The sequence below is a fragment of the Escherichia sp. KS167_9B genome (assembly GCF_030295215.1).
Lineage (GTDB): Bacteria > Pseudomonadota > Gammaproteobacteria > Enterobacterales > Enterobacteriaceae > Escherichia > Escherichia coli_F.
Window position 1 is genome coordinate 2,635,870 of sequence record NZ_AP025754.1, and the last position, 25,710, is coordinate 2,661,579.

The 25,710-nt window shown below is 52.6% G+C and carries 25 protein-coding genes and 1 tRNA gene; 4 read left to right on the forward strand and 22 right to left on the reverse strand.

The annotated features are described in order from the left end of the window. Positions 1-15 precede the first annotated feature (15 nt). Positions 16-92: transfer RNA gene (locus QUE34_RS13190), tRNA-Pro, on the forward strand. Between the two features lie 101 nt (positions 93-193). Here QUE34_RS13190 and yejO read toward each other — a convergent pair. After that, on the reverse strand, positions 194-2,788 hold the full coding sequence (gene yejO / locus QUE34_RS13195; protein ID WP_123059878.1) for an autotransporter YejO: 2,595 nt from the start codon (positions 2,786-2,788) through the stop codon (positions 194-196). A 319-nt stretch (positions 2,789-3,107) separates the two neighbouring features. Between yejO and narP the strand changes: the two genes are divergently transcribed. Then, entirely contained in the window at positions 3,108-3,755 is a 648-nt protein-coding gene (gene narP, locus QUE34_RS13200; protein WP_001113637.1) for a nitrate/nitrite response regulator protein NarP, read from the forward strand. A 212-nt stretch (positions 3,756-3,967) separates the two neighbouring features. On the opposite strand, the gene ccmH is transcribed toward narP, so the two are convergent. The 15 genes from ccmH to napF are packed head-to-tail and all read right to left on the reverse strand — an operon-like array spanning position 3,968 to position 16,107. After that, positions 3,968-5,020, reverse strand: coding sequence for a cytochrome c-type biogenesis thiol:disulfide oxidoreductase CcmH (gene ccmH, locus QUE34_RS13205; RefSeq protein ID WP_032303387.1), 1,053 nt, complete (start codon positions 5,018-5,020; stop codon positions 3,968-3,970). Next, positions 5,017-5,574: a thiol:disulfide interchange protein DsbE gene (gene dsbE, locus QUE34_RS13210; protein ID WP_000824445.1), complete on the reverse strand. Its 558-nt coding sequence runs from the start codon at positions 5,572-5,574 to the stop codon at positions 5,017-5,019. Before dsbE ends, ccmH begins: the two co-directional genes overlap by 4 nt. Then, a complete protein-coding gene (gene ccmF, locus QUE34_RS13215) occupies positions 5,571-7,514 on the reverse strand; it encodes a cytochrome c-type biogenesis heme lyase CcmF (RefSeq protein WP_032303388.1) in 1,944 nt (647 codons plus the stop codon). The genes dsbE and ccmF overlap by 4 nt, the downstream gene beginning before the upstream one ends. After that, complete coding sequence (gene ccmE, locus QUE34_RS13220) at positions 7,511-7,990, reverse strand: cytochrome c maturation protein CcmE (protein ID WP_001026418.1); 480 nt, start codon at positions 7,988-7,990, stop codon at positions 7,511-7,513. Before ccmE ends, ccmF begins: the two co-directional genes overlap by 4 nt. After that, positions 7,987-8,196: a heme exporter protein CcmD gene (gene ccmD / locus QUE34_RS13225; protein WP_000186540.1), complete on the reverse strand. Its 210-nt coding sequence runs from the start codon at positions 8,194-8,196 to the stop codon at positions 7,987-7,989. The genes ccmE and ccmD overlap by 4 nt, the downstream gene beginning before the upstream one ends. Next, positions 8,193-8,930 carry a heme exporter protein CcmC gene (gene ccmC / locus QUE34_RS13230; protein ID WP_001295447.1) on the reverse strand — a complete coding sequence of 246 codons (738 nt, stop codon included), beginning with the start codon at positions 8,928-8,930 and terminating at the stop codon, positions 8,193-8,195. Before ccmC ends, ccmD begins: the two co-directional genes overlap by 4 nt. Before the next feature lie 41 nt (positions 8,931-8,971). Further along, positions 8,972-9,634 carry a heme exporter protein CcmB gene (gene ccmB, locus QUE34_RS13235; protein WP_000971730.1) on the reverse strand — a complete coding sequence of 221 codons (663 nt, stop codon included), beginning with the start codon at positions 9,632-9,634 and terminating at the stop codon, positions 8,972-8,974. Further along, the gene (gene ccmA, locus QUE34_RS13240) at positions 9,631-10,254 is read right to left on the reverse strand and encodes a cytochrome c biogenesis heme-transporting ATPase CcmA (RefSeq protein WP_000525586.1); all 624 of its coding nucleotides are present in this window, start codon (positions 10,252-10,254) and stop codon (positions 9,631-9,633) included. The genes ccmB and ccmA overlap by 4 nt, the downstream gene beginning before the upstream one ends. Before the next feature lie 12 nt (positions 10,255-10,266). Further along, complete coding sequence (napC, locus tag QUE34_RS13245; protein ID WP_000528376.1) at positions 10,267-10,869, reverse strand: cytochrome c-type protein NapC; 603 nt, start codon at positions 10,867-10,869, stop codon at positions 10,267-10,269. Positions 10,870-10,878: 9 nt separating this feature from the next. Next, on the reverse strand, positions 10,879-11,328 hold the full coding sequence (napB, locus tag QUE34_RS13250) for a nitrate reductase cytochrome c-type subunit (protein ID WP_000835174.1): 450 nt from the start codon (positions 11,326-11,328) through the stop codon (positions 10,879-10,881). Next, a complete protein-coding gene (gene napH / locus QUE34_RS13255) occupies positions 11,325-12,188 on the reverse strand; it encodes a quinol dehydrogenase ferredoxin subunit NapH (RefSeq protein ID WP_103253517.1) in 864 nt (287 codons plus the stop codon). Before napH ends, napB begins: the two co-directional genes overlap by 4 nt. Then, positions 12,175-12,870, reverse strand: coding sequence for a ferredoxin-type protein NapG (gene napG / locus QUE34_RS13260; protein WP_000091291.1), 696 nt, complete (start codon positions 12,868-12,870; stop codon positions 12,175-12,177). The genes napH and napG overlap by 14 nt, the downstream gene beginning before the upstream one ends. A gap of 6 nt (positions 12,871-12,876) precedes the next feature. Then, positions 12,877-15,363: a periplasmic nitrate reductase subunit alpha gene (gene napA / locus QUE34_RS13265; protein WP_000778067.1), complete on the reverse strand. Its 2,487-nt coding sequence runs from the start codon at positions 15,361-15,363 to the stop codon at positions 12,877-12,879. Further along, positions 15,360-15,623 (reverse strand): chaperone NapD, encoded by a 264-nt coding sequence (gene napD / locus QUE34_RS13270; RefSeq protein ID WP_000557378.1) that lies wholly within the window; start codon positions 15,621-15,623, stop codon positions 15,360-15,362. Before napD ends, napA begins: the two co-directional genes overlap by 4 nt. Beyond that, positions 15,613-16,107, reverse strand: coding sequence for a ferredoxin-type protein NapF (napF, locus tag QUE34_RS13275; RefSeq protein ID WP_000686723.1), 495 nt, complete (start codon positions 16,105-16,107; stop codon positions 15,613-15,615). Before napF ends, napD begins: the two co-directional genes overlap by 11 nt. Positions 16,108-16,215: 108 nt before the next feature. Here napF and yojO point away from each other — a divergent pair, with 108 nt between their 5' ends. Both yojO and eco read left to right on the forward strand, forming a co-directional pair. Then, positions 16,216-16,380 carry a protein YojO gene (yojO, locus tag QUE34_RS13280; RefSeq protein ID WP_032303389.1) on the forward strand — a complete coding sequence of 55 codons (165 nt, stop codon included), beginning with the start codon at positions 16,216-16,218 and terminating at the stop codon, positions 16,378-16,380. 133 nt (positions 16,381-16,513) lie between these two features. Further along, positions 16,514-17,002, forward strand: a complete 489-nt coding sequence (eco, locus tag QUE34_RS13285; protein ID WP_000849212.1) for a serine protease inhibitor ecotin — start codon at positions 16,514-16,516, stop codon at positions 17,000-17,002. Between the two features lie 486 nt (positions 17,003-17,488). On the opposite strand, the gene mqo is transcribed toward eco, so the two are convergent. The 6 genes from mqo to ompC form a co-directional block, all read right to left on the reverse strand. Continuing rightward, on the reverse strand, positions 17,489-19,135 hold the full coding sequence (gene mqo / locus QUE34_RS13290; protein WP_286338970.1) for a malate dehydrogenase (quinone): 1,647 nt from the start codon (positions 19,133-19,135) through the stop codon (positions 17,489-17,491). A 217-nt stretch (positions 19,136-19,352) separates the two neighbouring features. Continuing rightward, positions 19,353-20,996 carry a microcin J25 efflux ABC transporter YojI gene (gene yojI, locus QUE34_RS13295; protein ID WP_032303391.1) on the reverse strand — a complete coding sequence of 548 codons (1,644 nt, stop codon included), beginning with the start codon at positions 20,994-20,996 and terminating at the stop codon, positions 19,353-19,355. A 75-nt stretch (positions 20,997-21,071) separates the two neighbouring features. Further along, entirely contained in the window at positions 21,072-21,722 is a 651-nt protein-coding gene (gene alkB / locus QUE34_RS13300; protein ID WP_000884932.1) for a DNA oxidative demethylase AlkB, read from the reverse strand. Beyond that, on the reverse strand, positions 21,722-22,786 hold the full coding sequence (ada, locus tag QUE34_RS13305) for a bifunctional DNA-binding transcriptional regulator/O6-methylguanine-DNA methyltransferase Ada (protein ID WP_032303392.1): 1,065 nt from the start codon (positions 22,784-22,786) through the stop codon (positions 21,722-21,724). The genes alkB and ada overlap by 1 nt, the downstream gene beginning before the upstream one ends. A 73-nt stretch (positions 22,787-22,859) precedes the next feature. Beyond that, the gene (gene apbE, locus QUE34_RS13310) at positions 22,860-23,915 is read right to left on the reverse strand and encodes an FAD:protein FMN transferase ApbE (protein ID WP_032303393.1); all 1,056 of its coding nucleotides are present in this window, start codon (positions 23,913-23,915) and stop codon (positions 22,860-22,862) included. Positions 23,916-24,026: 111 nt separating this feature from the next. Then, on the reverse strand, positions 24,027-25,154 hold the full coding sequence (ompC, locus tag QUE34_RS13315; protein ID WP_000865544.1) for a porin OmpC: 1,128 nt from the start codon (positions 25,152-25,154) through the stop codon (positions 24,027-24,029). Positions 25,155-25,710: the final 556 nt, after the last annotated feature.

Genomic DNA, 25,710 nt, shown 5'->3' on the forward strand with positions numbered 1-25,710 from the left:
TTAGCAGCCACGAGTCGGCACGTAGCGCAGCCTGGTAGCGCACCGTCATGGGGTGTCGGGGGTCGGAGGTTCAAATCCTCTCGTGCCGACCAAAAATCCCAAGAAAACCAACCTATTGCGGTTGGTTTTTTTATATCTGCGATTAATTTGATAAACAGACCGCGACACATTACGGCCTGTTTATTTTCTGTTATCAGAACGTCCAGACCACACCCGCCTGGGTATTCCACGCTGATTCTACCCCCGCGCCATTGCCATAGCTGACTGACAAATGACCGCTTAACGTCGGGGTAAACGATGACCTTATCCCAGCCTGATAAACGCCACGGGTTCCAGCCACATCGTTATTAAATTTGCCGTCGTCATTAACATTCACCTGGTTAGAATCGGCGTATTCCTGACGTACGGCGGCTTTCAGCCAGGGTTCCAGCGTCGTACCGTTTTGCAGGTCCATGTGATAGCTTACCGCCGTTCCCGCTTCAGCGCGTAATATGCGGGTATTTCCCACATCCGCGCGCATGCCGTTTGATAACGTGTAGTCCTGACCATCTGTGGTAAAGCCGGTAAAGGCCAGATAAGGTCTAACACTCCACAATCCGTCAACCCAACGGAACCCGCTCTCGACATGAGCACCCGCGCCGTTACTACTGTAATCGCCAAACGCTGTTGCCCCATTACTCATCTTGCCATGGATGGTGTTGGCAAAACGGTCAACTTTCACCACCCCATCAACATAGGCACCGTTCTGATGCTCCCAACCGGCATAAGCCCCCAGGGTATAGCTATCGACATTGCCTTTGCCGCCGCGATCAAAACCAATATCAGAATGAGAGTAACCAAAGAACAAGCCGCGAATTGTACTGCTTTCTTCACGGGAGAAACGGCTATCGATACCGAGCGTCAGCCCCGTCAATGTTTGCTCAAAGCCAGCTCCCGCATCAGTGGTCACGTTGTTGCGGGTGTTAATTGCCGAACTCCACATCGCCGTATCGTAATTAACGCCTTTTACGCTACCAAGACGCTCACGCACGGTGTCCAGTTCTGCATCAAATACCAGCGGTTGTGCTGCCGCCATATTCAACACATCAGTGGTTGAAGGGGTAATTTGCGCGCGATTCTCTGCCAGACTCCAGCTATGGTTGCCATTATCCAGCAAGGTATATTCATACGTACCGATATCAACAACGCCTCCGGCATTGCCCAACGTAAATGCAGCATCACCGCCGCCCGTTGTTACCAGTGTAAGGCTATCTCCTGCTGCCGGGCTGGCACCGGTGTCCGTCACGAATATTTTGAAATCACCTGTAGCCTGACCGGTGACGTTAAGCTGATCGCTCTGATGATTAGCCATATCGGTACGCATATAAAAATTGCCGTTTCCCGATAGGGTATTGGTGGTCAACGTAGTGAAATTTTCCGCACTTGCCGTCACAGATGAACGAGTCACTGGCTCAGCCATCATAACGACAGTTCCGTCTGACATCACCAGGTTTGCTAAATTGAGACGGGTGTTTTGGTTTATATTATTGATATCGGCAATAATAGCCCAAAAACTCTCTTCGATAGAAACATCTGCTTTACTGGTATCCACTGCGCCATGCGTTCTTAAAGATGCACCATCAGAAACCACCACGTCACCTAAAAATGTAGCCGGTGTATAAAAATTTAATTCCAGCGCCATTGCATCAATAATGCCCTCATTTCCTCTGACTGTTACGTTAACCATTGTGCCAGTCCAGACATTAGCGCGACCATTATCGATAACCATATTTTCAGATATGGCATTTGAGGAATATTTTATGCTTCCATTCTGCACTGACCGACCAAGATCATAAACTGCATGTGCCTGCACTCTCGTACCAGTATCTCTTCCCAACGATTGCATGGTTGCATGCTCATCAAGGATAGTGTCAATTGCCTGAGTGCCCTCCATAACAATGAGCCCGGAACCATCATCCAGTTCATAATTTTTTGACACACCATCTTTTATACTAAATTGGCCTTTACTGTTTGTACCACTCACTTCCAGCGCATTCGTTGAGACAATTAATTTTCCGCCTGCTTTTTTATCAACGCCAGTTGCAGTCCCGCCATCCATAACCTCCAGTAAACCGCCGTTATCCACAGTAGTATTATAAGCGAAGTCATTTTCTTCAACTCGCAAACTTCCACCGTTTTCCAACAACATATTATTAGCAATACCATCCTTGATATCGAACTGACCGAGACGGTTTGTTCCGAATACCTCCATGGCCCGCGTGGTTGTTTTAATCGCACCGCCTGCTTTCTGATCTACCGCAAATGCTAATCCCCCCTCTTTAACCTCCAGTAATCCTCCCTTTTCGATAGCGGCAAAGACGGTAATCCCATCTTTTTCAATAATTAAGCGCCCGCCTTTAATGGTAGTATTATTCGCTGCGCCATAAACCTGTAGCACACCATTATTGAGGGTTGTCTGGTTTGCCGCGCCACCCATTTGAACAATTTGATAACCGTCATTTAATACTGAGTATTCTGCGGTGCCATTCATTTCAATGTACTGATACCCTCCGTTAATTTCAGTATTACTACTTACACCAAATTCTTTTATATGCTGTTCTCCGCCAGGATTGATTTTCGTATTATTGGCGGTCCCATAAACCAGCTGGATATCTTTTTCCAGGACAACACCATCAACTGTCTCACCATACTCAACAGTTGATGCCAATGCTATGGGTGAATATAACGCTGTAGCCACCAGAACAGATATTGCGGAACGACAAAGAGAAACAGAACCAGAGTGATGCATTAATCTTTCATCCTATGAAATTAATTGCTGTCAAAAGCATTGGGTACTGAAAATACCCATAGCGCCATACCCGGAGTCAGTTTTTAAAAACTGTTTAAAGAAATGCACAAGTATTGTGATTGATTTTTTAGTTGTTTTTCTTGATGGGAAGTTGATGCAAAATTCCATATTTATAATGAAAATGATGCGAGGATGAACTACTGAGCTGTACTTTTCACTACATGTCCATACATAAAATGGGGTAACATTCACGCGCCTGGTAGCGTTTCCAACGCTACGCTCAAACATAATGATTCTAATAAAACCTCAGGAGACTACTATGCCTGAAGCAACGCCTTTTCAGGTGATGATTGTGGATGATCATCCACTTATGCGACGCGGTGTTCGTCAGTTACTGGAGCTTGATCCTGGCTTTGAAGTGGTCGCCGAAGCGGGCGACGGCGCAAGTGCTATCGATCTGGCGAATAGACTGGATATTGACGTGATCTTGCTGGATCTCAATATGAAAGGTATGAGTGGCCTGGATACCCTCAATGCCTTGCGCAGGGATGGCGTTACCGCGCAAATTATTATCCTGACCGTATCAGATGCCTCCAGCGATGTCTTTGCGCTGATAGACGCAGGCGCAGACGGTTATCTGTTGAAAGACAGCGACCCGGAAGTGTTGCTGGAAGCGATTCGTGCCGGAGCGAAAGGCAGCAAAGTCTTTAGCGAACGCGTCAATCAGTACTTACGTGAACGTGAAATGTTTGGCGCGGAAGAAGATCCCTTCAGCGTGCTGACGGAGCGCGAGCTGGATGTTCTGCACGAGCTGGCACAGGGACTGTCAAATAAACAGATTGCCTCGGTGTTGAATATTTCCGAGCAGACAGTAAAAGTACACATTCGTAATCTGCTGCGTAAACTCAATGTCCGCTCACGCGTGGCGGCCACTATTCTGTTCCTGCAACAACGTGGGGCGCAATAAAAAAATAGCCCGATGGATTTACCCTCGGGCTGATATTGATGACAAACGCAAAACTGCCCGATGCGCTACGCTTATCAGGCCTACGCGGATCGAGCAATGTATTGAGTTCGCACGATTTTGTAGGCTGAATAAGGCGTTTACGCCGCATCTGGTATAAACAAAGCGCACTTTGCCATCAGTCTGGCCCGATGGCATCACCATCGGGCTTGTTCTTATTTACTCTCCTGTGGTGATAAGTGTTGCATCGCCTGCGCGATACTACGTTCAATCACCGCACGGCGAGTATCGTTGGCAGGTAAGAGTTTCAACATCATCTCCCACGCGGCAACGGCTTCGCCAAATCGCTGCTGCTCAAAGGCATTAAACGCATACATGCTTAACACACGGATATTGCTATGGTCCGTTCTCACCAACTGGCGTAGCAGTTCACCACCCAGGCGGTTGTCGTTGGGATCAGATGAACGTGTCAACGCTTCAGCGTATCCCAGTGCAGCATCGCTGTTCTTCGGATCGAGGCGATACGCAGTGGCGTATGCATCGGTGGCAATACTGGCGTTACCCAGCGCCATGCCAACGCGGCCCAACATAATCCAGCCTTCTATATCTCCCGGATTTTTTTGCAGTTGAGTACGCATCCCCAGCGCAAGGCGGGACATCTCTTCTTCGTTGAGCGGATCGGCTTTCGGATCCAGCGCCCTGTCCAATAACGCCGGCGCCTGTGCCGTGGCCTGCTGCCAAATTTTCACCTGCTGATAATTGCCGGTCTGGTAGTAGCTGACGCCAGCCACAATTAACGCCACCACAATACCCGGCAGATAAACAACATATCCGGCACGCTTACCTTCCGGCACGCTTTGTTCAGGAAACTCTTCCAGCACCACGCGTACCCGACGCCGTGAGCGGGAGTAAATAACCCAACCGCCAATGCCAATAGCCACCACCGGTAGCACCCACAGCAGAACGGTCAGCGGCGTTAACGGCGGGTCGTAAGTGACGAAGTTGCCGTAACGCGCCACCATATAATCGACAATCTCTTTCTTACTTTTACCTTCCTGCATCAGTTCGTACACTTTCTGGCGCAGGTCGGTGGCAATCATCGAGTTGGAATCGGCAATGCTGTTATTCTGGCATTTCGGGCAGCGCAGTTCTTCAGTAAGCTGACGAAACTGTTGTTCCTGTGCTTCATCTTTAAACTGCAACACGTCGATGGTCGCCAGCGCTGAGCCGGAGATCATCAGCATCAGCACGCCCAATAAAAACCTCATTGTGCGGCCTCCTTACTGTATTTCTCCCACAGCGGCTTGATCTCTTCTTGCCAGACGCGGGGATTGAGATCACCCGCATGGCGATAGCGAATGATGCCGTTGCCGTCGATGAGGAACGTTTCTGGCGCGCCATAGACACCGAGATCCAGCCCTAACATGCCGTCGCCATCAAACAGGCTTAACGCGTAAGGATTGCCCAGCTCTTTCAGCCAGCTGATCGCTTTCTGGCGATCGTCTTTATAGTTCATGCCAACTACGCGGATGCCCTGCGCAGAAAGCTGATTCAGATATTGATGTTCCGCGCGGCAGGTCGGACACCAGGTCGCCCAGACGTTAAGCAGCACTGGTTTGCCCTGAGTCAGCACATCCGCCTGATAAAACTGCCCCGGATTGTCCAGTGATTCGAGGCGAAACTTTGGCACCGGCTTGCCAATGAGCGCCGATTCCAGATTGGTCGGATCATCCCCTTCGGCATTACGTGCCAGCTGCCACAGCAGCGCCGCGGCAATCGCCAGGAAGATAATCAAAGGAATTAACAATACTTTGCGCTTCATACAGCCTCCGGCGCAGTTTTCTGCGGGTTCACGCGCTTACGATAGCGAGGATCAAACAGGCACAGCAGCCCGCCCAATGCCATCATCAGCCCGCCCGCCCAAATCCAGCGAACAAACGGTTTGTAGTAAAGACGCACGGCCCACGCGCCGTTTTCCAGCTCTTCACCGAGCGCGGCGTACAGATCACGCGTGATACCGCCGTCAATCGCCGCTTCGGTCATCATCGACCCTGCAGTGTTGTAATAACGTTTTTCCGCATACAGCACCGTTTCCGGCTTGCCATCGCGCGTTACGCCGATAGTCGCCACACCGCCGCGCCAGTTCGGACCAGTCACTTCTTTGACATCACGGAAGGTGAAGCGATATTCATGAATATCGACGCTATCGCCGGACTTCATGCGCACATCACGCTCAACGCTATAGTTCTGGCTAAAGGCAATACCAACAATTGTTACCGCCAGCCCCAGGTGAGCCGCCACCATGCCCCAATAACTGAAGGTGGTTTTCATGCCGCGTGAAATACGCAGCGCAGCTTCCGCAATCGCCAGCACTGCAATCCAGCAGGCCATTGCCAGGCCGAGCACCGTCATCGCCACAACTTTGCTTTCGAACAGCCACGGCAACAGCAGAGACAGCACCAGCGTAGAGATGAAGGCGATAATCAATAAATTGCGGATTTTACGTGGGCGATCGCGCCCCCAGCGCACCAGTGGACCGACACCCAGCAGTAGCGCAAACGGCACCATCAGCCAGGTAAACATGGTGTTGAAGAACGGTTCGCCAATCGAAATGCTGCCCAGTCCCAGTTGCTTGTGCACCAGCGGCAGCAGCGTCCCCAGCAACACCACCAGCATCGCGGCGACCAGCAAAACGTTGTTCGCTAACAGCAAAGATTCCCGCGACCACAGCGCATTGTTTACGCGTGAGCGAACTTTGTGTCCACGCGCGGCAAACAGCAGCAGCGAACCGCCAATCACCAGCACCATAAAGGCGAGGATAAACATACCGCGCGCCGGATCAGACGCAAACGCGTGTACCGATACCAGCACGCCGGAACGCACGAGGAAAGTCCCCAGCAGACACAGCGAGAAGGCACTGATTGCCAGCAGTAATGTCCACGCTTTGAAGCTGGCGCGTTGTTCAGTGACCGCCAGTGAGTGCATCAGCGCAGTCCCCACCAGCCACGGCATAAACGAGGCGTTTTCTACCGGATCCCAGAACCACCAGCCGCCCCAGCCGAGTTCGTAATAGGCCCATGCGGAACCGAGCACAATGCCGAGCGTCAGGAAAATCCACGCCGCCAGCGTCCACGGACGGGTAAAACGCGCATAGGTGCTGTCCAGACGTCCACTCAACAAAGAAGCAATGGCGAAAGCAAACGCCACCGAGAAACCGACATACCCCATATAAAGCAGAGGCGGATGGAAGATCAGCCCCGGATCCTGCAACAGCGGGTTAAGATCGCGCCCTTCAATCGGGAAGTTCGGCAACGTGCGTGAGAACGGGTTAGAGGTAAAGAGAATGAACAGCAAAAAGCCGACACTGACCATCCCCATTATCGCCAGTACACGGGCCACAATATCCAGCGGAATACGCTGACTAAAAATCGCCACCGCAAATGTCCAGCCGCTCATCAGCAGCACCCACAGCAGTAGCGAGCCTTCATGCGCACCCCAGGTTGCCGCTACGCGATACCACACCGGAAGCTGGGTATTGGAGTTGCTGGCAACATAGGTGACAGTAAAGTCATTCACCACGAAAGCATTGACCAGCACCAGAAATGCGCCAGCCACAGACATAAATAGCAGCCAGGCAAACAAGCGCGAAGAAGCCATCATGCGCGCATCCCCGCGCGCCACGCCCCATAGCGGATACACGGACAGCAACAGCGCAATTCCTAGCGCCAGGCACAGCAGTCCGTTACCAATTTCTGGCATCATGATGCTGGGTCCTTATAAACACTCGCCGGGCGACGGTGATTAGCTTCCATCGCTTTCTCGACTTCTGGCGGCGTGTAGTTTTCATCGTGTTTCGCCAGTACTTCTTTCGCGAGGATATGATTACCTTTTTCCAGTTCGCCCTGCACCACTACGCCCTGCCCTTCACGGAACAGATCCGGCAAAATGCCTTCGTAAGAGACATCCACTGAGCCTTCAGCGTCGTAAATGGTGAACGTTACTTTCAGCGAATTGGGATCGCGCTGCACGCTACCCGGCATCACCATCCCGCCAACGCGCAGACGCTGCCCGACTTCCGGCATCTGCTGAGTTTCACGCTTGCCGTAGAGAATTTCCCCCGGCGTATAAAAAAGATCGATATTCGAGCGCAGCGCATATAGCACCAGACCGATAGTCAGCGCCAGCCCCGCCAGCACGGCACAGGCAATCCACAAGCGGTTTTTACGGCGAATATTCATGCAGCCTCCTGCTGTTGCGCAGCACGTAAACGCGCCTCACGCGCCCGCTGTTGCGCCACGCCACGCAGAATTGCGCGATGCTGCATCACCGAATGCACGACCAAAACCACCAGCGGAATAACGGTCATCACCACCGCCAGCCAGACAAAAAAGGCGTAACCGCCCATTGCGAAAAATTCATTCCAGGAAGCAAATGCAGGGGTCATTTACGGCCTCTTTTCAGTATCAGTTCACTCACCCACGGACGGCGTTTTTCCATCAGCAAAATTAAATTACGCATCCGCATCAGCGTCAGCGTGGCAGACAGCAGCAGGAAGCCAAAAATCGACCAGCGCAGCGGCGAACGCATCGCCGGATCGATACTTTGCTGCATCCGCGTTGATCCCTGATGCAGGGTGTTCCACCACTCCACGGAGTAATGAATAATCGGCAGGTTCACCACGCCAATTAGCACCAGAATACCTGCCGCACGGCCCGCCAGACGGCGGTCGTCGAAGGCGTGCCACAGGGCAATCACACCCACATACAAAAACAGCAGCACCAGTTCAGAAGTCAGGCGTGCATCCCATACCCACCAGGTGCCCCACATCGGTTTTCCCCATGCAGAGCCGGTAACCAGGGCAATAAAGGTAAACACGGCACCAATGGGGGCCATCGCCGCCACCGCCAGGTTGGCCATTTTCATCTGCCAGACCAGGCCAATAAACGCTGCCACCGCCATTGATGCATAAATGCCCATCGACCAGATCGCCGCAGGCACATGCAGGTAGATAATGCGGTAGCTATTTCCCTGCTGATAATCAGCCGGAGCAAAGCCGAATCCCCAGATCCAGCCGACGGTAAGCACGACCACACTGGCAATTGCCAGCCACGGTATAAACCAGCCACAGATTTGATACAGCCGTGGTGGGATCGCCAGTTGATGCAGTGTTTTCCACATAGTTTCGATACCAGACTCGAACAAAAATCAGTAATCCAGCGTTATTGAATGCTGATTCGTAACGCTGCCGCCGTCGCAAAAGGACTTAATGTCGCGGTGCCTGCCAGCAACGCGCCTAAAATTGCCAGATACCCGTCAACGGGCAAATGCATGGAAGCCGCGTCCATCGCGGCGGTGGCAAAGATGAGTAATGGGATAGTCAGCGGTAATACCAGTATGCTGAGCAGCACACCACCGCGCTTAAGTCCCACTGTCAGCGCCACGCCCGGTGCACCGAGAAAACCAAGCGTTGGGGTTCCCAGCAGCAGCGTCAGCGCCATCACTTGCCAGCCATAAACATCCATTCCCAGTAGCATTGCTACCAGAGGCGAAAGGATGAGTAACGGCAGACCTGTTACCATCCAGTGCGCCATCACCTTCGCCAGCACAACGGCGGGCAAGGGTAACGGCAACAACATCAATTGTTCAAGACTGCCGTCCTGCAAATCGTCACGGAACAGTCGTTCCAGTGCCAGCAAGGATGAAAGCAGCGCTGCAACCCAGATAATGCCTGGGGCAATACGCGCCAGCAGTTGCGGCTCCGGACCGATACTGAGCGGAAAAAGGGTAATTACAATCAGGAAGAACCACAGCGGGTTGGCGATTTCGGCGCTATGGCGAAACGCTACGCGCAGCTCAAGACGGAAAATGCGCCAGAACATCATGCGGCCCCCGTTTGCGTCAGTGAAATGCGGCGAATTTTACTTTCAGCAACGTTGAGCGGCTGGTGGGTAGTCAGAATCACAATCCCCCCCTGCTCCGTATGCTGCGCCATACGCTGGGTCAGACGATCGACGCCGTTAACGTCAATCGCGGTAAAAGGCTCGTCGAGTATCCATAACGTGGCACGGGTCAGCCACAGACGCGCTAAAGCGACGCGGCGTTGTTGCCCGGCAGAAAGTTGATTTACAGGAATATCTTCGAATCCGGCAAGCCCGGCCTGCGCCAGGGCTTCCAGACATTGTGCGGTATCGCCATCGCGATGATAAAAGTGCAGATTTTCTAACGCCGTCAGCCGGGTTTTGATCCCCGGCTGATGGCCTATCCATAACAGGTTTTGATGGTAGCTGTCGCGTACCTGATGCAAGGGCTGCCCTTGCCAGAGAACCTCGCCTGCGTCAGGGCGAGACAACCCCGTCAGCAAACGGAGAAGCGTTGTCTTCCCCGCGCCGTTGCTACCGGTGATTTGTACCCACTCGCCTGCGTTCAGCGTAAATGACAAGCCACTAAATAAGGTTCGTTCATCCCGCTCGCAAAGTAACTCTCTGGCTTCAAGCATACCCACGCAATAACCCTGTTAAAAACCTGGCTCGACTTCGCGCATATCGGGCAGCTTGTGCGCTATCCCTTTATGGCAATCAATACAGGTTTGCCCATCTTTCACCGCCTGGTCGTGCATCTTAGCGGCAACTGATTTCTGGGCGGTTGTATCCATATACTCGAAGTTGTGACAGTTACGACACTCCTGCGAGTTATTGTCCTTCATGCGCCGCCACTCATTCTGTGCCATCGTCAGGCGATGAGCTTCAAATTTCTGCGGCGTGTCAATAACGCCAAAAATTTTACCATACAGCTCTTTACTTGCTTTGAGCTTGCGTATCATCTTCGGCACAAACTCGTGCGGAACGTGACAATCCGGACAGGTCGCACGGACGCCGCTACGGTTGTTGTAGTGCACGGAATCCATGTATTCCTGATACACCGTGTTACGCATTTCGTGGCAGCTAATGCAGAACTCTTCGGTATTGGCTTTTTCCATCCCGGTGTTAAAGCCGCCCCAGAAAACGATGCCGCCGACAAAACCGATCAACAGCAGCGTCCCTAGCGCCAGACGGCTGGGGGTACGCCACCATTTCCACAGGCGCTTAATCAGACCAGGCTTACGGTCAGAATTTCCCATAATAACCTCTTATTTCCCGTAACCTTTTGATGGGGTAAAGGTATTCCCCACGATTGGCGCGGTATCAGCCTGCGGTACGTGACATTGCAGACAGAAATAACGACGCGGAGCCACTTCTGCGCCCACTTTGCCGTCGCTGTCCATAAAGTGAGTAGGACTAATGCGCGGCGCGCCAGTGGTGCGATAGCTTTCGACACCGTGGCACTGCAAGCAGCGGTTGGTATTGGTCGTTACCTGATAACCTTCAACGCTATGCGGGATCATTGGCGGCTGATTCACATAGTTCAGCGGCATCCGATCCTGCTCTTTTGGCATCCGAATGGCCCCTTCCTGCGTCCCGGATACTTCCGGCGACTGGCTAAAATCGACGCCATTAGCCGCCCAAACCGCGCCGCTTACCACCAGGGCCAGCATCGCCGTCCATTGACACAGCGCTTTCTTCAGGTCATGGCTTTTCATGATTTCGCTCCCGAACTCCATCGTGTAGTTATTGTAAATACATCCTCAGAACAGACATCCACGCAGCGACCGCACGTCATGCAATCGCGGCTGGTGACCTGCACCGGGCTTTGTTCATCCAGCACCGGGGCACGTAGAACATGCGGTTCCGGGCAAACATGAAAACAATCCATACAGCGGTTACATTTCTGCCGATCGGTGGCCGCAACGGTAATCACACCTTTACTACCCAGCACGCCATACAGTGCACCAACCGGACAAATGTGCCCGCACCAGCCGTGTTCAACGACCAGTAGATCAAATAAAAACAGCGCGAGAATAAGCAGCACGCCGCTGCCGAAGCCCATTACCAGGCTACGCCCCATCAGGGAAACGGGGTTGATCCATTCCCAGATGAGCGTGCCAGTTAAGGCCGATCCCACCAAAATGATCACCAACAGCACGTAGCGAATGTGGCGAGGGATCGTCGCAGACTGATTGAGGTCAAATCGTCTGCGTAACCAGTTTGCTAAATCGGTAATCGGGTTCAGCGGGCAGACCCAGCTGCAAAATAATCGCTTTCCTGCCAGGGCGTAGAGCACGGTGATAATCACCGCACCGGTCAGCGCCACCGTGGCAGGCAGATGACCGCTGGCAAGACTTTGCAACGTCATCAGCGGATCGGTCAGTGGAACGGTGTCGAATAACAAGCTACTGCTGTAGTTGCCGTGCAAGATCCACACACCAAACCACGGGCCGCTCAAAAACATCCCCAGCACGAAGAACTGACAAAGGCGACGTAACACTAACCAACGGTGACTGCGCCACCAGCCTTTTTTCTCCAGCGCCTCGCGCCCGGCGTCACGTTTACGATTTGCCATTGTTCCCCTCCAGCCAGCCGAAGCGGTAATGGTGACCTAACTCCCCTTTCGCCAGTGACAGCGGTAACACCTTGATTGCGGGTTGTTCCAGCACGCACACTTTTTCGCACTTACCGCAGCCGGTACAGGCGTCGCTGTGAACCGTCGGCAGAAAACGGGCGTGCTTACCGGTACGCGTGTTACGCTCCAGCTCCAGGGTGATTGCCTCATCAATTTTCGGGCATTCGCGATAGCAAACATCGCAGCGCAGCCCCTGAAAGTTGAGGCAGTTCTCCTGATCCACCAGCACCGCCAGCCCCATCCGCGCGTCGTCGATCGATTCGATCTCTCGATCCAGCGCACCGCTCGGGCACACTTTGGCGCACGGAATGTCCTCACACATTTCGCAAGGAATATCCCGTGCAACAAAATATGGCGTGCCCGCCGACAGGCCAGAGGCCAGTGTCGCCAGTTTTAAGGTGTCGTAAGGGCAAGCCTGAACACACTGACCGCAACGTACACAGGCACTGGCAAAGGCGTTCTCGTTTATGGCTCCGGGCGGGCGCAACCGCACACCAGATGCGCGTGCGGTTTGCTGTTGTAACCCCAGCGCCACACCCACGGCAGCCAGCCCGCCAGCTGTGCGAACGACATCGCGCAGAAAGCGGCGGCGACCATTTTGAGGTTTCGCTGACCGGGACATAATGGCTTACACCTTCTCCAGTTTGACCGCACACTTCTTGAAGTCCGTCTCTTTCGAGAGCGGATCGGTCGCATCCAGCGTCAGTTTGTTAACCAGCTGTGCGGCGTCGAAGAACGGCATATACACCAGGCCCTGCGGCGGACGGTTACGACCGCGCGTTTCAACAATCGAGATGACTTCGCCACGGCGAGAAACCACTTTCACTTTGTCGCCACGACGCAGATCGCGCGCTTTCGCATCCAGCGGATGAATAAACAGGACCGCTTCCGGGAAGGCACGGTGCAGTTCCGGTACACGGCGAGTCATACTGCCGGTGTGCCAGTGCTCCAGGACACGCCCGGTAGAGAGCCACAGATCGTACTCTTCATCCGGTGCTTCCGCCGCTGGTTCGAACGGCAGTGCGAAGATCACCGCTTTGCCATCCGGTTTACCGTAGAACTTGTAGCCTTCGCCCGCTTTCACGTATGGGTCGTTACCTTCGCTATAACGCCACTGCGTTTCTTTACCGTTCACCACCGGCCAGCGCAGACCGCGTGCTTTGTGGTAGTCATCGAACGGCGCGAGATCGTGACCGTGACCGCGACCAAACCATGCATACTCTTCGAACAGCCCTTTTTGCAGATAGAAGCCCAGCTCGCGGGATTCATCGTTCAACTGATCTTCTGCCAGTTCGGATACCGGGAATTTGCTCACTTCCGGGGTGGCATACAGAACCTCATACAGCGTTTTGCCACGCAGTTCCGGTTTCTTCGCCAGCAACTCTTCCGGCCACACTTCTTCAGTTTTGAAGCGGCGGGAGAACTGAACTAACTGCCAGAGATCCGATTTCGCTTCGCCCGGTGCCTGTACCTGCTGACGCCAGAATTGAGTACGGCGTTCGGCGTTACCGTAAGCACCCTCTTTTTCTACCCACATTGCGGTCGGCAGGATCAAGTCGGCTGCCAGCGCACTGACTGTCGGATACGGATCGGAAACGATGATAAAGTTGCGCGGATCGCGCCAGCCCGGCATACGCTCTTCATTAATGTTCGGCCCGGCTTGCATGTTGTTGGTACACATGGTCCAGTAAACATTCAGTTTGCCGTCTTTCAGCGCACGGTCCTGTGCCACCGCGTGCAGGCCGATTTTCGCCGGAATGGTGCCGCTCGGGATATTCCACTTCTTCTCGCAGATATCACGGTGTTTCTCGTTAGTCACCACCATGTCCGCAGGCAGACGGTGAGCAAAGGTGCCGACTTCACGCGCAGTACCGCACGCAGAAGGCTGCCCGGTCAGGGAGAACGGACCGCAACCCGGCTGAGAAATTTTGCCAGTCAGCAGGTGCAGGTTGTAGACCAGGTTGTTGGCCCACACGCCACGGGTATGCTGGTTAAAGCCCATCGTCCAGTAGGAGATGACTTTCTTGTTCGGATCGGCATACAGCTGCGCCAGTTGTTCTAGCTGGTCTTTCGGCACGCCGGTCATTTCAGCGGTTTTTTCCAGCGTATACTCGGCAACGAAGGCTTTGTAATCTTCAAAGCTCATCGGCTCGGAAGCGTCAGAACCTGGATTCTTTGCTGCTTTTTCCAGCGGATGGGTCGGACGTAAACCGTAGCCGATGTCCGTCGCCCCTTTGCGCAGGTTAACGTGTTTGCTAAAGAAGTCCTGATTTATCGCGTTGTTTTGAATGATATAGTTGGCGATGTAGTTCAGGATCACCAGGTCAGACTGTGGCGTAAAGATGATGCCGTTATCCGCCAGCTCGAAGCTACGATGCTGGTAGGTAGAAAGCACCGCCACGGTGACGTTCTGGTTAGAGAGACGACGGTTGGTGATGCGCGACCAGAGAATCGGGTGCATCTCCGCCATGTTAGCGCCCCACAGCACAAACGCGTCAGCCTGTTCGATGTCGTCATAGCAGCCCATCGGCTCATCCATACCAAAGGTACGCATAAAGCCAACTACCGCCGACGCCATACAGTGACGCGCGTTCGGGTCGATGTTGTTCGAACGGAAGCCCGCTTTGAACAGCTTGGACGCGGCATAACCTTCCCAGATAGTCCACTGACCAGAACCGAACATACCGATCGATTCCGGCCCTTTTTCTTTCAGGGCAGTTTTGAATTTTTCTTCCATCACATCGAAGGCTTGATCCCAGGTGATTGGGGTGAACTCGCCTTCTTTGTCATATTTACCGTTTTTCATACGCAGAAGCGGCTGCGTCAAACGGTCTTTACCGTACATGATTTTGGGCAGGAAATAGCCCTTAATGCAGTTCAGACCACGGTTAACCGGTGCGTCCGGGTCGCCCTGACAGGCCACCACACGCCCCTGCTGCGTTCCGACCAGAACGCCACAACCAGTACCGCAGAAACGGCATGGTGCTTTATCCCATTTAATGGCTTCCTGCTGACCAACAACGGCGCGGGCAACGCCCGGCACGCTGAGACCGGCAGCCGCCGCAGCGGCCGCAACGGCGTTAGCTTTCATAAAGCTACGACGACTGAGTTTCATGGTGTTTCCTCACCTTGCTCTTCCTGCTGGTGATAAACCAGCGACACCGCCAGCACGCCCTCTACGTTGCGTACTGACTCAATGGTTTGGATCAGCGTTTCGCTGTCTTCTGCTTCCACCACCACAATCAACTGACCGCTCGGCGCGTCGCTGACAGCGACTTCACAGCCGGGAAAGGCGTTCAGTTGGGTGCTGATGTCTGAAATTCGTTCGCTTTTGGCCTGCACGACCAGGCTGCAAACTTGCCAGTTAGTGTGCATGGAGATACTCCGCAGTTATGGCTGATACCGGACAGCTGGCTGCACATGCTCCACATCCGTTGCAAAGTTGGCTATTAAGTTGCGGCTGGTAGATCCCGGAGAGCGTCGGGCGAAAGATAATTGCCATTGGCTCACAGCTATCCTGACAGCGGCGGCATTCAACTGACTGATACGCCAGGCACGCGTCCCCAATGGTGAACTGCAAATCCCAGGCCCTGGTGTGGCGCGGAGAAAATAGCGATTCGGGGCAAGCTTGCGCGCAGGCATAACAGAAGCTGCACTCGTTATTTTTGAAATTAACGCTCGGATAGCCCCCCGCGCCGCGTTGCAGAATGTTGTTTTCACAAGCATTAATACAGGCGTCACAGCGGGTGCAATGGGTCAGAAAATGAGATTCATCACCGGACCAGGGCGGACGGATACCGTTACTGGCTTTGCGCCAGCGACCAGTGAGTATGCCCCGACGGGATGCATCAATCTTCACATTGACCTTCCATCATTAACGCGCTCTGAAAATTGAGAGCGACCAAATAAACCACACAACTAATAAGCTATTTTTATAGCCGCTAAGATATTAAAGGTTGTGTCAAAGATGCATACCCCGATCGGGGTAAAACCTGTAGCAGGATCAAAAGAGTGGTGGGAAGAGTGGCAAAAACGGGCTTTTGCTCACATTTCAAATGGTTATAAACATATTTATATAGCGATTAATTCGCCAGAGATATTTCTCAAGGCTTTACCACTCCTCAGAATTTAACACTAAAAGAGAAGGTAAAATTGTCTGAATGTTCTTTTAGTTATTCATAAAGCAAATTAATAAATCTGATGAATATGTTAACCTTCAGCGACATCATCGGTGAAAACCTATAAATGACGAAGGGAATACAACAATGAAGACCATTCTACCTGCAGTATTGTTTGCCGCTTTCGCTACCACTTCCGCCTGGGCGGCAGAGAGCGTCCAGCCACTGGAAAAAATCGCGCCTTATCCGCAAGCTGAAAAAGGCATGAAGCGTCAGGTGATTCAGTTAACCCCGCAAGAAGATGAATCTACCCTGAAAGTAGAACTGTTAATCGGTCAGACGCTGGAAGTCGATTGCAATTTGCATCGTCTCGGCGGGAAGCTGGAAAGCAAAACGCTGGAAGGCTGGGGCTATGATTATTACGTCTTTGATAAAGTTAGCTCGCCGGTTTCCACGATGATGGCCTGCCCGGATGGCAAGAAAGAGAAGAAATTTGTCACCGCGTATCTGGGCGATGCTGGAATGCTGCGTTACAACAGCAAGCTGCCGATCGTGGTGTATACGCCAGACAATGTAGATGTGAAATACCGCATCTGGAAGGCGGAAGAGAAAATTGACAACGCGGTAGTCCGCTAAACTGCCGTGAAGTGTGGCACCCCGTAGGTCGGATAAGGCGGTCACGCCGCATCCGACATCTAACGCCCAAGCCGGTTGACTGATGCGACGCTGACGCATCTTATCAGGCCTACACCGCTGTGAAGTGCTCCACCCCGTAGGTCGGATAAGGCGGTCACGCCGCATCCGACATCTAACGCCCGAGCCGGTTGCCTGATGCGACGCTGGCGCGTCTTATCAGGCCTACACCGCTGTGAAGTGCTCCACCCCGTAGGTCGGATAAGGCGGTCACGCCGCATCCGACATCTAACGCCCAAGCCGGTAGCCTGATGCGACGCTGGCGCGTCTTATCAGGCCTACACCGCTGTGAAGTGCTCCACCCCGTAGGTCGGATAAGGCGGTTACGCCGCATCCGATCTAACGCCCGAGCCGGTTGACTGATGCGACGCTGGCGCGTCTTATCAGCATACGCCACATCCGGCATACCATGCCGGATGTGGCACATCATTACAACACAATATCCGCCACTTCTTTATGAACGGGTTGCGGTTTCAACTGCGGTTTCGGCGTATTATCTGCTGCCTGCGGCTTGTCGTATTTCAGCCCCAGCACTTCGCTGGTGTACTGCAACTCGCGTTCGGTTGCCGCTACATCACCGTTCAGCTTGCGTCCATAAGACGGAACAATCGCTTTCAGCGTGGCCTGCCATTGTGGGCTTGAAACGCGATCGCCAAATACTTTTTCCAGCAGATTCAACATAATCGGCGCGGCGGTTGACGCCCCTGGCGATGCCCCCAACAACGCGGCAATGGTCCCTTGCTGGTCACTGACCACTTCGGTACCCAGACGCAGTACGCCACCTTTCTCGGCATCACGCTTGATAATCTGCACGCGCTGCCCCGCTTGCCACAAACGCCAGTCCTCTTTTTTCGCCTGCGGATAGTACTCTTTCAACGCTTCAAAACGATCCTCTTCACTCAACATCACCTGACTCACCAGATATTTCACCAGATCGAAATTATCCAGCCCAACGTGCATCATCGGCATCACGTTTGAGGTGGTGGTGGAACTCATCAGATCCCACAATGAACCGTTTTTGAGGAATTTGGTTGAGAAGGTGGCAAATGGCCCAAACAGCACGACGCGTTTACCGTCCAGAACACGGGTATCGATATGCGGAACCGACATCGGTGGTGCGCCAACGGATGCTTTACCGTAAACCTTCGCCAGATGGTGATTAACCACGTCCGGGTTTTCCGAAACAAGGAACTGTCCGCCCACCGGGAAACCGGCGTAGTCTTTCGCCTCCGGAATCCCCGATTCCTGTAACAGTTTCAGCGCCGCACCGCCCGCGCCGATAAAGACAAATTTGGCGCGGATGTTCTGTGCAGTGCCGTTTTTCAGATCGGCAACGGTGACGGTCCAGCTGTTATCGTCATTACGCTTTAGGGCGCGGACTTCGCTGCTGAGTTGCAGCGAGAAGTTAGATTTCTTCTGTAAGGAGGCGATCAACTGGCGGGTGATCTCGCCGTAGTTCACATCTGTGCCAATTTCTGTGCGCGTAGCCGCCACTTTCTGTTGCGGATCGCGCCCTTCCATCACTAATGGTGCCCACTCCTTGATCTGCGCGTGATCTTCAGAGTAACGCATGCCACGAAACAGCGAGCTTTGTTGCAATGCGGCGTAACGGGCGCGCAGGAAATTGACGTTATCCTCGCCCCAGACAAAACTCATGTGCGGAACGGTATTGATAAATGAACGCGGAGTACGCAGTACACCGCGCTCGACCTGGTGCGCCCAGAACTGGCGGGAAATCTGAAATGCTTCGTTAATGGCGACTGCTTTTTCAATACTGATGCTGCCATCGGCGTTTTGCGGGGTGTAATTGAGTTCCATCAGTGCAGAATGCCCGGTTCCGGCGTTGTTCCAGCCGTTCGAACTCTCCTGCGCGACACCCTCCAGGCGCTCCACCATGGTCATCGACCATTCAGGCTCCAGCTCGCGTAAATAGGTCCCCAACGTGGCGCTCATAATGCCGCCGCCAATCAACAGTACATCAGTTTCCTGCTCCTCGGACGCTTTCGCTTTTGCCGTCATCGAAACGGCATTAAGCCCCACGGCCATCGAGAAGAGCATGGCAGTCACTTTTTTCATCTTGTTAATGCCTTACTTTTAGTCGCTTTATTGCAGGTGAGATTTGCGCGGCATCAACGGTAACACTTAAGTAACAACATTTAAATAATGTTTATAAATTATATTCCAATTTTAGAAACATTATAATTTCGTTGATTAATTATAGGGTTATTAGAAACGAAGGGTTATTTAGAATATTGACCTGGCGGCAGCAGTCCGCCAGGTCAGCGTCGAAATATTACGCCGTCCGGGCAACGGCATCACGCGAAGCAGCATCGCGCTCTTCACCTGTCAGCTCGCTAAGTAGCCCGTTGCGCATTTCCAGCAGGCGGTCAGCGTGGATAAAGTAATGATCATCATGACTGATGGCGAAAATCGTTTTACCCATCTCCTGCATCAGCGGCAGCAGCACCTGATAAAACTCACGACGGAAGTGTGGGTCCTGATCCGCCGCCCATTCATCCAACAGGATAATATCGCGTTCTTCTGCCAGCGCCAGCAACAGCGCGACGCGTTTTTTCTGCCCTTTTGATAACTTCAGGTTAACAATACGCCCGTTGCTTAACTCAAGCTTATGAGCCATTTTCAGCTGCGCCAGCCACTTCTCAACCAGTTGCGGGTTAGCAGGTTTCCCCTCCGGCCCCAGCAGTTGATCAAACAACCAGACATCGGTAAACACTGCCGAAAACAGTTTGCGATAATCTTCCGGTTGTTCGCCGCTGACAGGTTTGCCATCCAGCAAAATTTCGCCGCTTTGTGGTTGATACAAGCCCGTCAGCAACATCGCCAGTGTCGATTTTCCGCTACCGTTGCCGCCAATCAGAAACAGCAGTTCGCCACGTTTAATGGTGAGGTTAATCGGCCCAACGGAAAACGCGTTATCCTGATAAGCAAACGTAACATTGCGCAGCTCCAGCGTTTGCCAGTTGAGAAACGTCTGCGGACGCGGAAACTCAGCTTTGAAAGGTGCGAGCGCGAATTTATTCAGCTTGTTAAACGCTACCTGCGCCGTCAGCAGCGTCGGCAACGCACCAACCGCCGAAAGCAGCGGCGTACGCAGAAATAACAGCGTTAGCGAATAGGTCGCGGCAACGTTGGTATCAGCCCAACCGAGACTGTTCGCCATCCAGAACACCAGGCCGATTGCGCCCAGCATCATGATGTTTGACCAGTTCACAGCACTAAGATGGAAGGTGTCTGCGCGGATGATATGATGGCGATACTCTTGCGCATCAGGAATGTAGAGGTTGTTAAACACATACTCGGCGCGTTCACGGTTCAGAGTCAGTTCTTTGCGCCCTTCCAACACGGTTTGAAAGTCCGTGTACAGCTTGTCTTCGGTTTCACGCAGGGTCGCCATATGTTTGTAAACCCGCGCCACCAGTACAAAACCGCCCCAGATGGTGACCGCCATCCAGATAGCCGTTACCAGCAACATCTTGCCCGACAGCATCCACAGATACGCCGCCGAACCGATAGTGAGAATGATCCCCTGCACCAGTTCTGGCAGACGAACAAACGCAATAGTGATATTGCGCACATCGCTGGTTAACCCCGCCAGCAACGAGGCGCTACCAAGTTGTTCGATACGCTCGACGTGAGTATCCAGTATCCGCTTGATAAATTCGCTACGCAGTCGGTAAACGAAATGATGCCCCAGAGTGGTGAGCGCCAGTTGCGAACCTAGCGTCACCGCCATTAGCAGCAGCAATAAACCGAGAAACTCCGGCAACACCAGCAGACTGGTATCCGCCGTTTCGATAAGGCGCTGATTGATAAAAGCAATTAAGCCAATGCCTAATGCCGCACTGGCGAGGCTTAGCGCCATCACACTGATAAATGGCCAGCGATACTGCCGCCAGACAAGTACAAGAAGTTCCATGCAAAAAAACCGGACAATGAATTACAGCCCGCAGTTTAAACATCTCCGCGCGCACAGCAATAATAATTCTTATTTTTATTCTTTTTTACCTGCCTGACGGAATGTCAGGTTGTAGCGGCAGTCGGCGGTGAGTGGATGAAAGCCCGCTTTCAACGGTTGAATGCCGTGATAAAACAGCCGCGATTCACCGCCCCATACCACCACATCGCCATGTTCCAGCAATAAACGTTTGAGCGGATCATTTCGTTTCAGGCCACCAAATTGAAAAATCGCGGGTAAGCCCAGAGAAACAGAAACTATTGGCGCACGCAGATCCGGTTCGTCTTTATCCTGATGCAGCGACAGTTTCGCGCCAGGAGCGTAGCGGTTGATGAGGCAAGCATCAGGTTGGAAATCTGGATAGCCCGCCGCCGTAGCCGCACGTTGACATAAATTATGAAAACTCTGCGGCATGGCGGGCCACGGTTTATTTGTTTGCGGATCAATGGGCGAATAGAGATAACCTTGCCGATTGGTCGTCCAGCCCAGATGCCCACAGTTGGTCATCGCCACCGACATGGTATATCCGCCTGGAGTGACCATCTGGCGAAACGGCGACTGGCTGGCAACGTCATTAATATCGCGGATCAGTTGCTCCGCAGCGTTAAAAGCAAAACGGTGCAAAATCACCGCACCAGCCGCCAGTGGCTCTTGCCACGGTTCAGCATCGGCAAACAGATCCAACATTACCTCTCCTCATTTTCAGCTTCACGGCGCAGCAGTTGCGCTTTGCGCGACACGCCCCAGCGGTAACCGGAAAGTGTGCCATCACCATGGACTACCCGATGACAGGGTATTACGATAGCGAGCTTGTTGGCTGCACAGGCGCTGGCAACGGCCCGTACCGCTTTCGGTTTGCCGATGGCGTTCGCCAGTTGCTGATAACTGACGGTTTCACCACAAGGTATCGTGCGCAGTGCCTGCCAGACTTGTTGCTGAAAAGCAGTGCCGCGAATGTCCAGCGGTAACGTCAGCGGCGTATCGCGTTGATTGAGACTGGCGATCACTTCACGCACATGTTGCTGAAACGTCAGATCGGCAGGCGCGTTGTCGGCAGCGGGAAACATCTGCTGCAACTCGCTGATTAGCGTCGCGTCATCATCGCCCAGCAATATCGCGCAAATCCCCCGCTCGCTTTCTGCCACCAGGCAACGGCCCAGCTCACAATCAGCCAGCGCGTAACGCACCGCCAGATTTTCGCCACCATGACGGAATTGTTTAGCCGTCATGCCCAGCGTTTCGTCAGCTTTGCGGTAGTAACTGCTGCTGTCGGGGAATCCGGCGTTAAGAATAGACGTCGTCACGCTCTCCCCTTTCGCCAGCGATTCACGCAAACGGCGAGCGCGCCAGGCCTGTTGCCAGGCTTTAGGCGTCATTCCGGTAGTCGCTTTAAACAACCGATGCAGATGGAACGGACTCATCGCCACCTGGTCGGCTAAGGCTTCCAGCGTTACAGGCGTTTCCTGTTCCAGCAGTCGGCAGGCGTGGGTAATTTTATCAAGGCGATGTTGCCGGGGATTGGCTTTGTCTGGCTGACAACGTTTGCAGGGGCGAAATCCGGCGGCGAGTGCCTCGCTGGCATTTGCGTAGAAGGAGACATTTTCCCGCAAGGCATGTCTGGCTCGGCAAGACGGACGGCAAAAAATACCCGTGGTGCGCACGGCGAAAACGAATTCGCCGTCGGCGTTCGGGTCGCGGGCTAAGACAGATTGCCAGCGTTGATCGTCAGTTAAGCATGTGGCGTTTTTCATAATCAGCTCCCTGGTTAAGGATAGCCTTTAGTCTGCCCGGTCACCATCACGCAAAAACCAACAATCTTGCGCTTTAATTTTTTTCGCTGATAAGGAAGCTTTTAAACTGCGGCGACATCCAGGTTTTAAAGCTATCGCCCTCTTTGGTGATCATATAAACCGCCAGCCCTTCCCGGCGAACAACCTCTTTGGCTTTCTCCGGCCCGAGTACCATTAAGCCAGTATCCCAGGCATCGGCTTCCAGCGCCGTCGGGGCAATCACCGTCACGGATACCAGATTGTGTTCGATGGGACGCCCGGTTTGCGGATCGATAACATGGGAAAGACGTTTGCCGTCCAGTTCGTAATAGTTACGGTAGCTGCCAGAGGTGCTAATGCCATGACCGTTGATATCCACCACGGCCTGAACCGCGTTTTCTTTATCGGTTGGTTTTTGAATCGCTACCCGCCACGGCTGGCCTTCACCGTTCATACCACGGCTGTTCAGCGCGCCGCCCACCGACACCAGATAGCGGGAAATCCCTTCCTGCTCCATCAAGCGTGCCAGATGATCCGCCGCATAGCCTTCGCCGACGGTGGAGAGATCGACATATAATTCCGGCAGGTCTTTTTGCAGATATTGCTGATGCGACTGATTAATGACCGTCAGGTGCTGTAAGCCGGTTTTGGCTTTCATCGCATCGATCTGTTCCTGGCTCGGAATTTGAACCGGCTGTTGTTCCGGGCCAAAGCCCCACAGATTCACCAGCGGCCCGACGGTTATATCCATCGCACCATCGGTCCTTGCGCCAATGCGCAGCGAGGTAGTGACGATATCGGCCATCGCTTCACTTACCGGCCACGGCGATAAACTTTGCGAGTCGTTAAATCGCATCAGCGCGGAATCTTTTTTATAGGTCGAAAGCAGCTGATCGTCAGCGTCCAGCTGGGTCTGAATCTTTTCTTTAAGTCCGGCACTGCGTTTGGCGTCAATGCCCGGAATGCTGGCACGCCAGAAGGTACCCATGGTTTTGCCTTCGAGAACGGTAACTTCAATAGCGTGGGTTTTGGCGGGTTGTGGTTTTTGATCGCAACCAACAAAGAAGAGCGCGGCAGCCAGCAGTGCCACGCGGGTAAAGCTTATTTCCATACGTGATTATCCTCATGCGAACGGTCGCAAGAGTACACCAAAAAACTGTGTTTGTACGCTGAAAACAATGAAAAAAGGGCCCGCAGGCCCTTTGTTCGATATCAATCGAGATTAGAACTGGTAAACCAGACCCAGAGCTACGATGTTATCAGTGTTGATGCCAGCGTCACGAGTGAACTGGTTGTCGTCCAGCAGGTTGATTTTGTAGTCAACATAGGTGGACATGTTTTTGTTGAAGTAGTAAGTAGCACCAACATCAACATATTTCAGGATATCTTCGTCGTCGTAGTTACGACCATTGATGACACCCAGGTTTTTACCTTTAGACTGCAGGTAAGCCAGGGACGGACGCAGACCGAAGTCGAACTGGTACTGAGCAACAGCTTCGAAGTTCTGTGCTTTGTTCGCCCAACCCAGGGAACCTACGCGAGTTGCGTTGTAGGTCTGGGTGTACTGAGCAGCCAGGTAGATGTTGTTAGCGTCGTATTTCAGACCACCAGTGTAGGTTTCAGCACGGTCGCCAGTACCGATCAGACCAGTGTTGTTCTGATCCCAGGTACGTTTGGAGCTGGAGATCGCACCACCGATACCAAAGCCTTCGTAATCATAAGTGATAGATCCACCAACGCCGTCGCCGTTCTGACGCAGAGCTTTACGACCATTGTTGGTGATGCCATGACCAGTGAAATCCGGATCATTTTCACCGCTTACGCTGCCATTCTGGCCCTGGTACTGAACAGCAAAGTTCAGGCCGTCAACCAGACCGAAGAAGTCAGTGTTACGGTAGGTCGCGAAGCCGTTACCACGCTGCTGCATGAAGTTGTCAGAACCGTAGGTGTCGCCACCGAATTCTGGCAGGACGTCGGTCCAGGAAGTTACGTCGTAAACTACGCCGTAGTTACGACCGTAGTCGATAGAACCAATGTCCTGGAATTTCAGACCAGCAAATGCCACACGGGTCCAGGAGTTGTTTTCGCTTTCCGGAGCGTTGCCCTGGATCTGATATTCCCACTGGCCGTAACCGGTCAGCTGGTCAGTAACCTGAGTTTCACCTTTGAAGCCAAGACGCATGTAGGTCTGGTCGCCATCTACAGACTTGTCGTCAGAGAAATAGTGCAGGCCGTCTACTTTACCGTACAGATCTAATTTGTTGCCGTCTTTGTTGTAAACTTCAGCAGCGTTTGCTGCGCCTGCTACCAGCAGAGCTGGGACCAGGAGGGACAGTACTTTAACTTTCATGTTATTAACCCTCTGTTATATGCCTTTATTTGCTTTTTTATGCCACTGCATACTGATTAACCCTCATTAATCAGTCGGCAAGTCCATTCTCCCCAAAAATGCAGAATAATCCAACACGAATATGATACTAAAACTTTTAAGATGTTTCATTTATCGCTATAGATGTTTCAGAATGTAAATACAAGGGAACTTTTTAAGATTATTGCGGAATGGCGAAATAAGCACCTAACATCAAGCAATAATAATTCAAGGTTAAAATCAATAACTTATTCTTAAGTATTTGACAGCACTGAATGTCAAAACAAAACCTTCACTCGCAACTAGAATATCTCCCGCTATCATCATTAACTTTATTTATTACCGTCATTCATTTCTGAATGTCTGTTTACCCCTATTTCAACCGGATGCCTCGCATCCGGTTTTTTTTTACCCTTCTTTACACAATTTTCATTATTCTGTGCTACCACAGAAAAACTATAACGCTTGTTAACTATTTCACAAATAATTAACATCAGCATAATTTCCAGCAATCTTCGTTTATTTGCAATTAATTTCG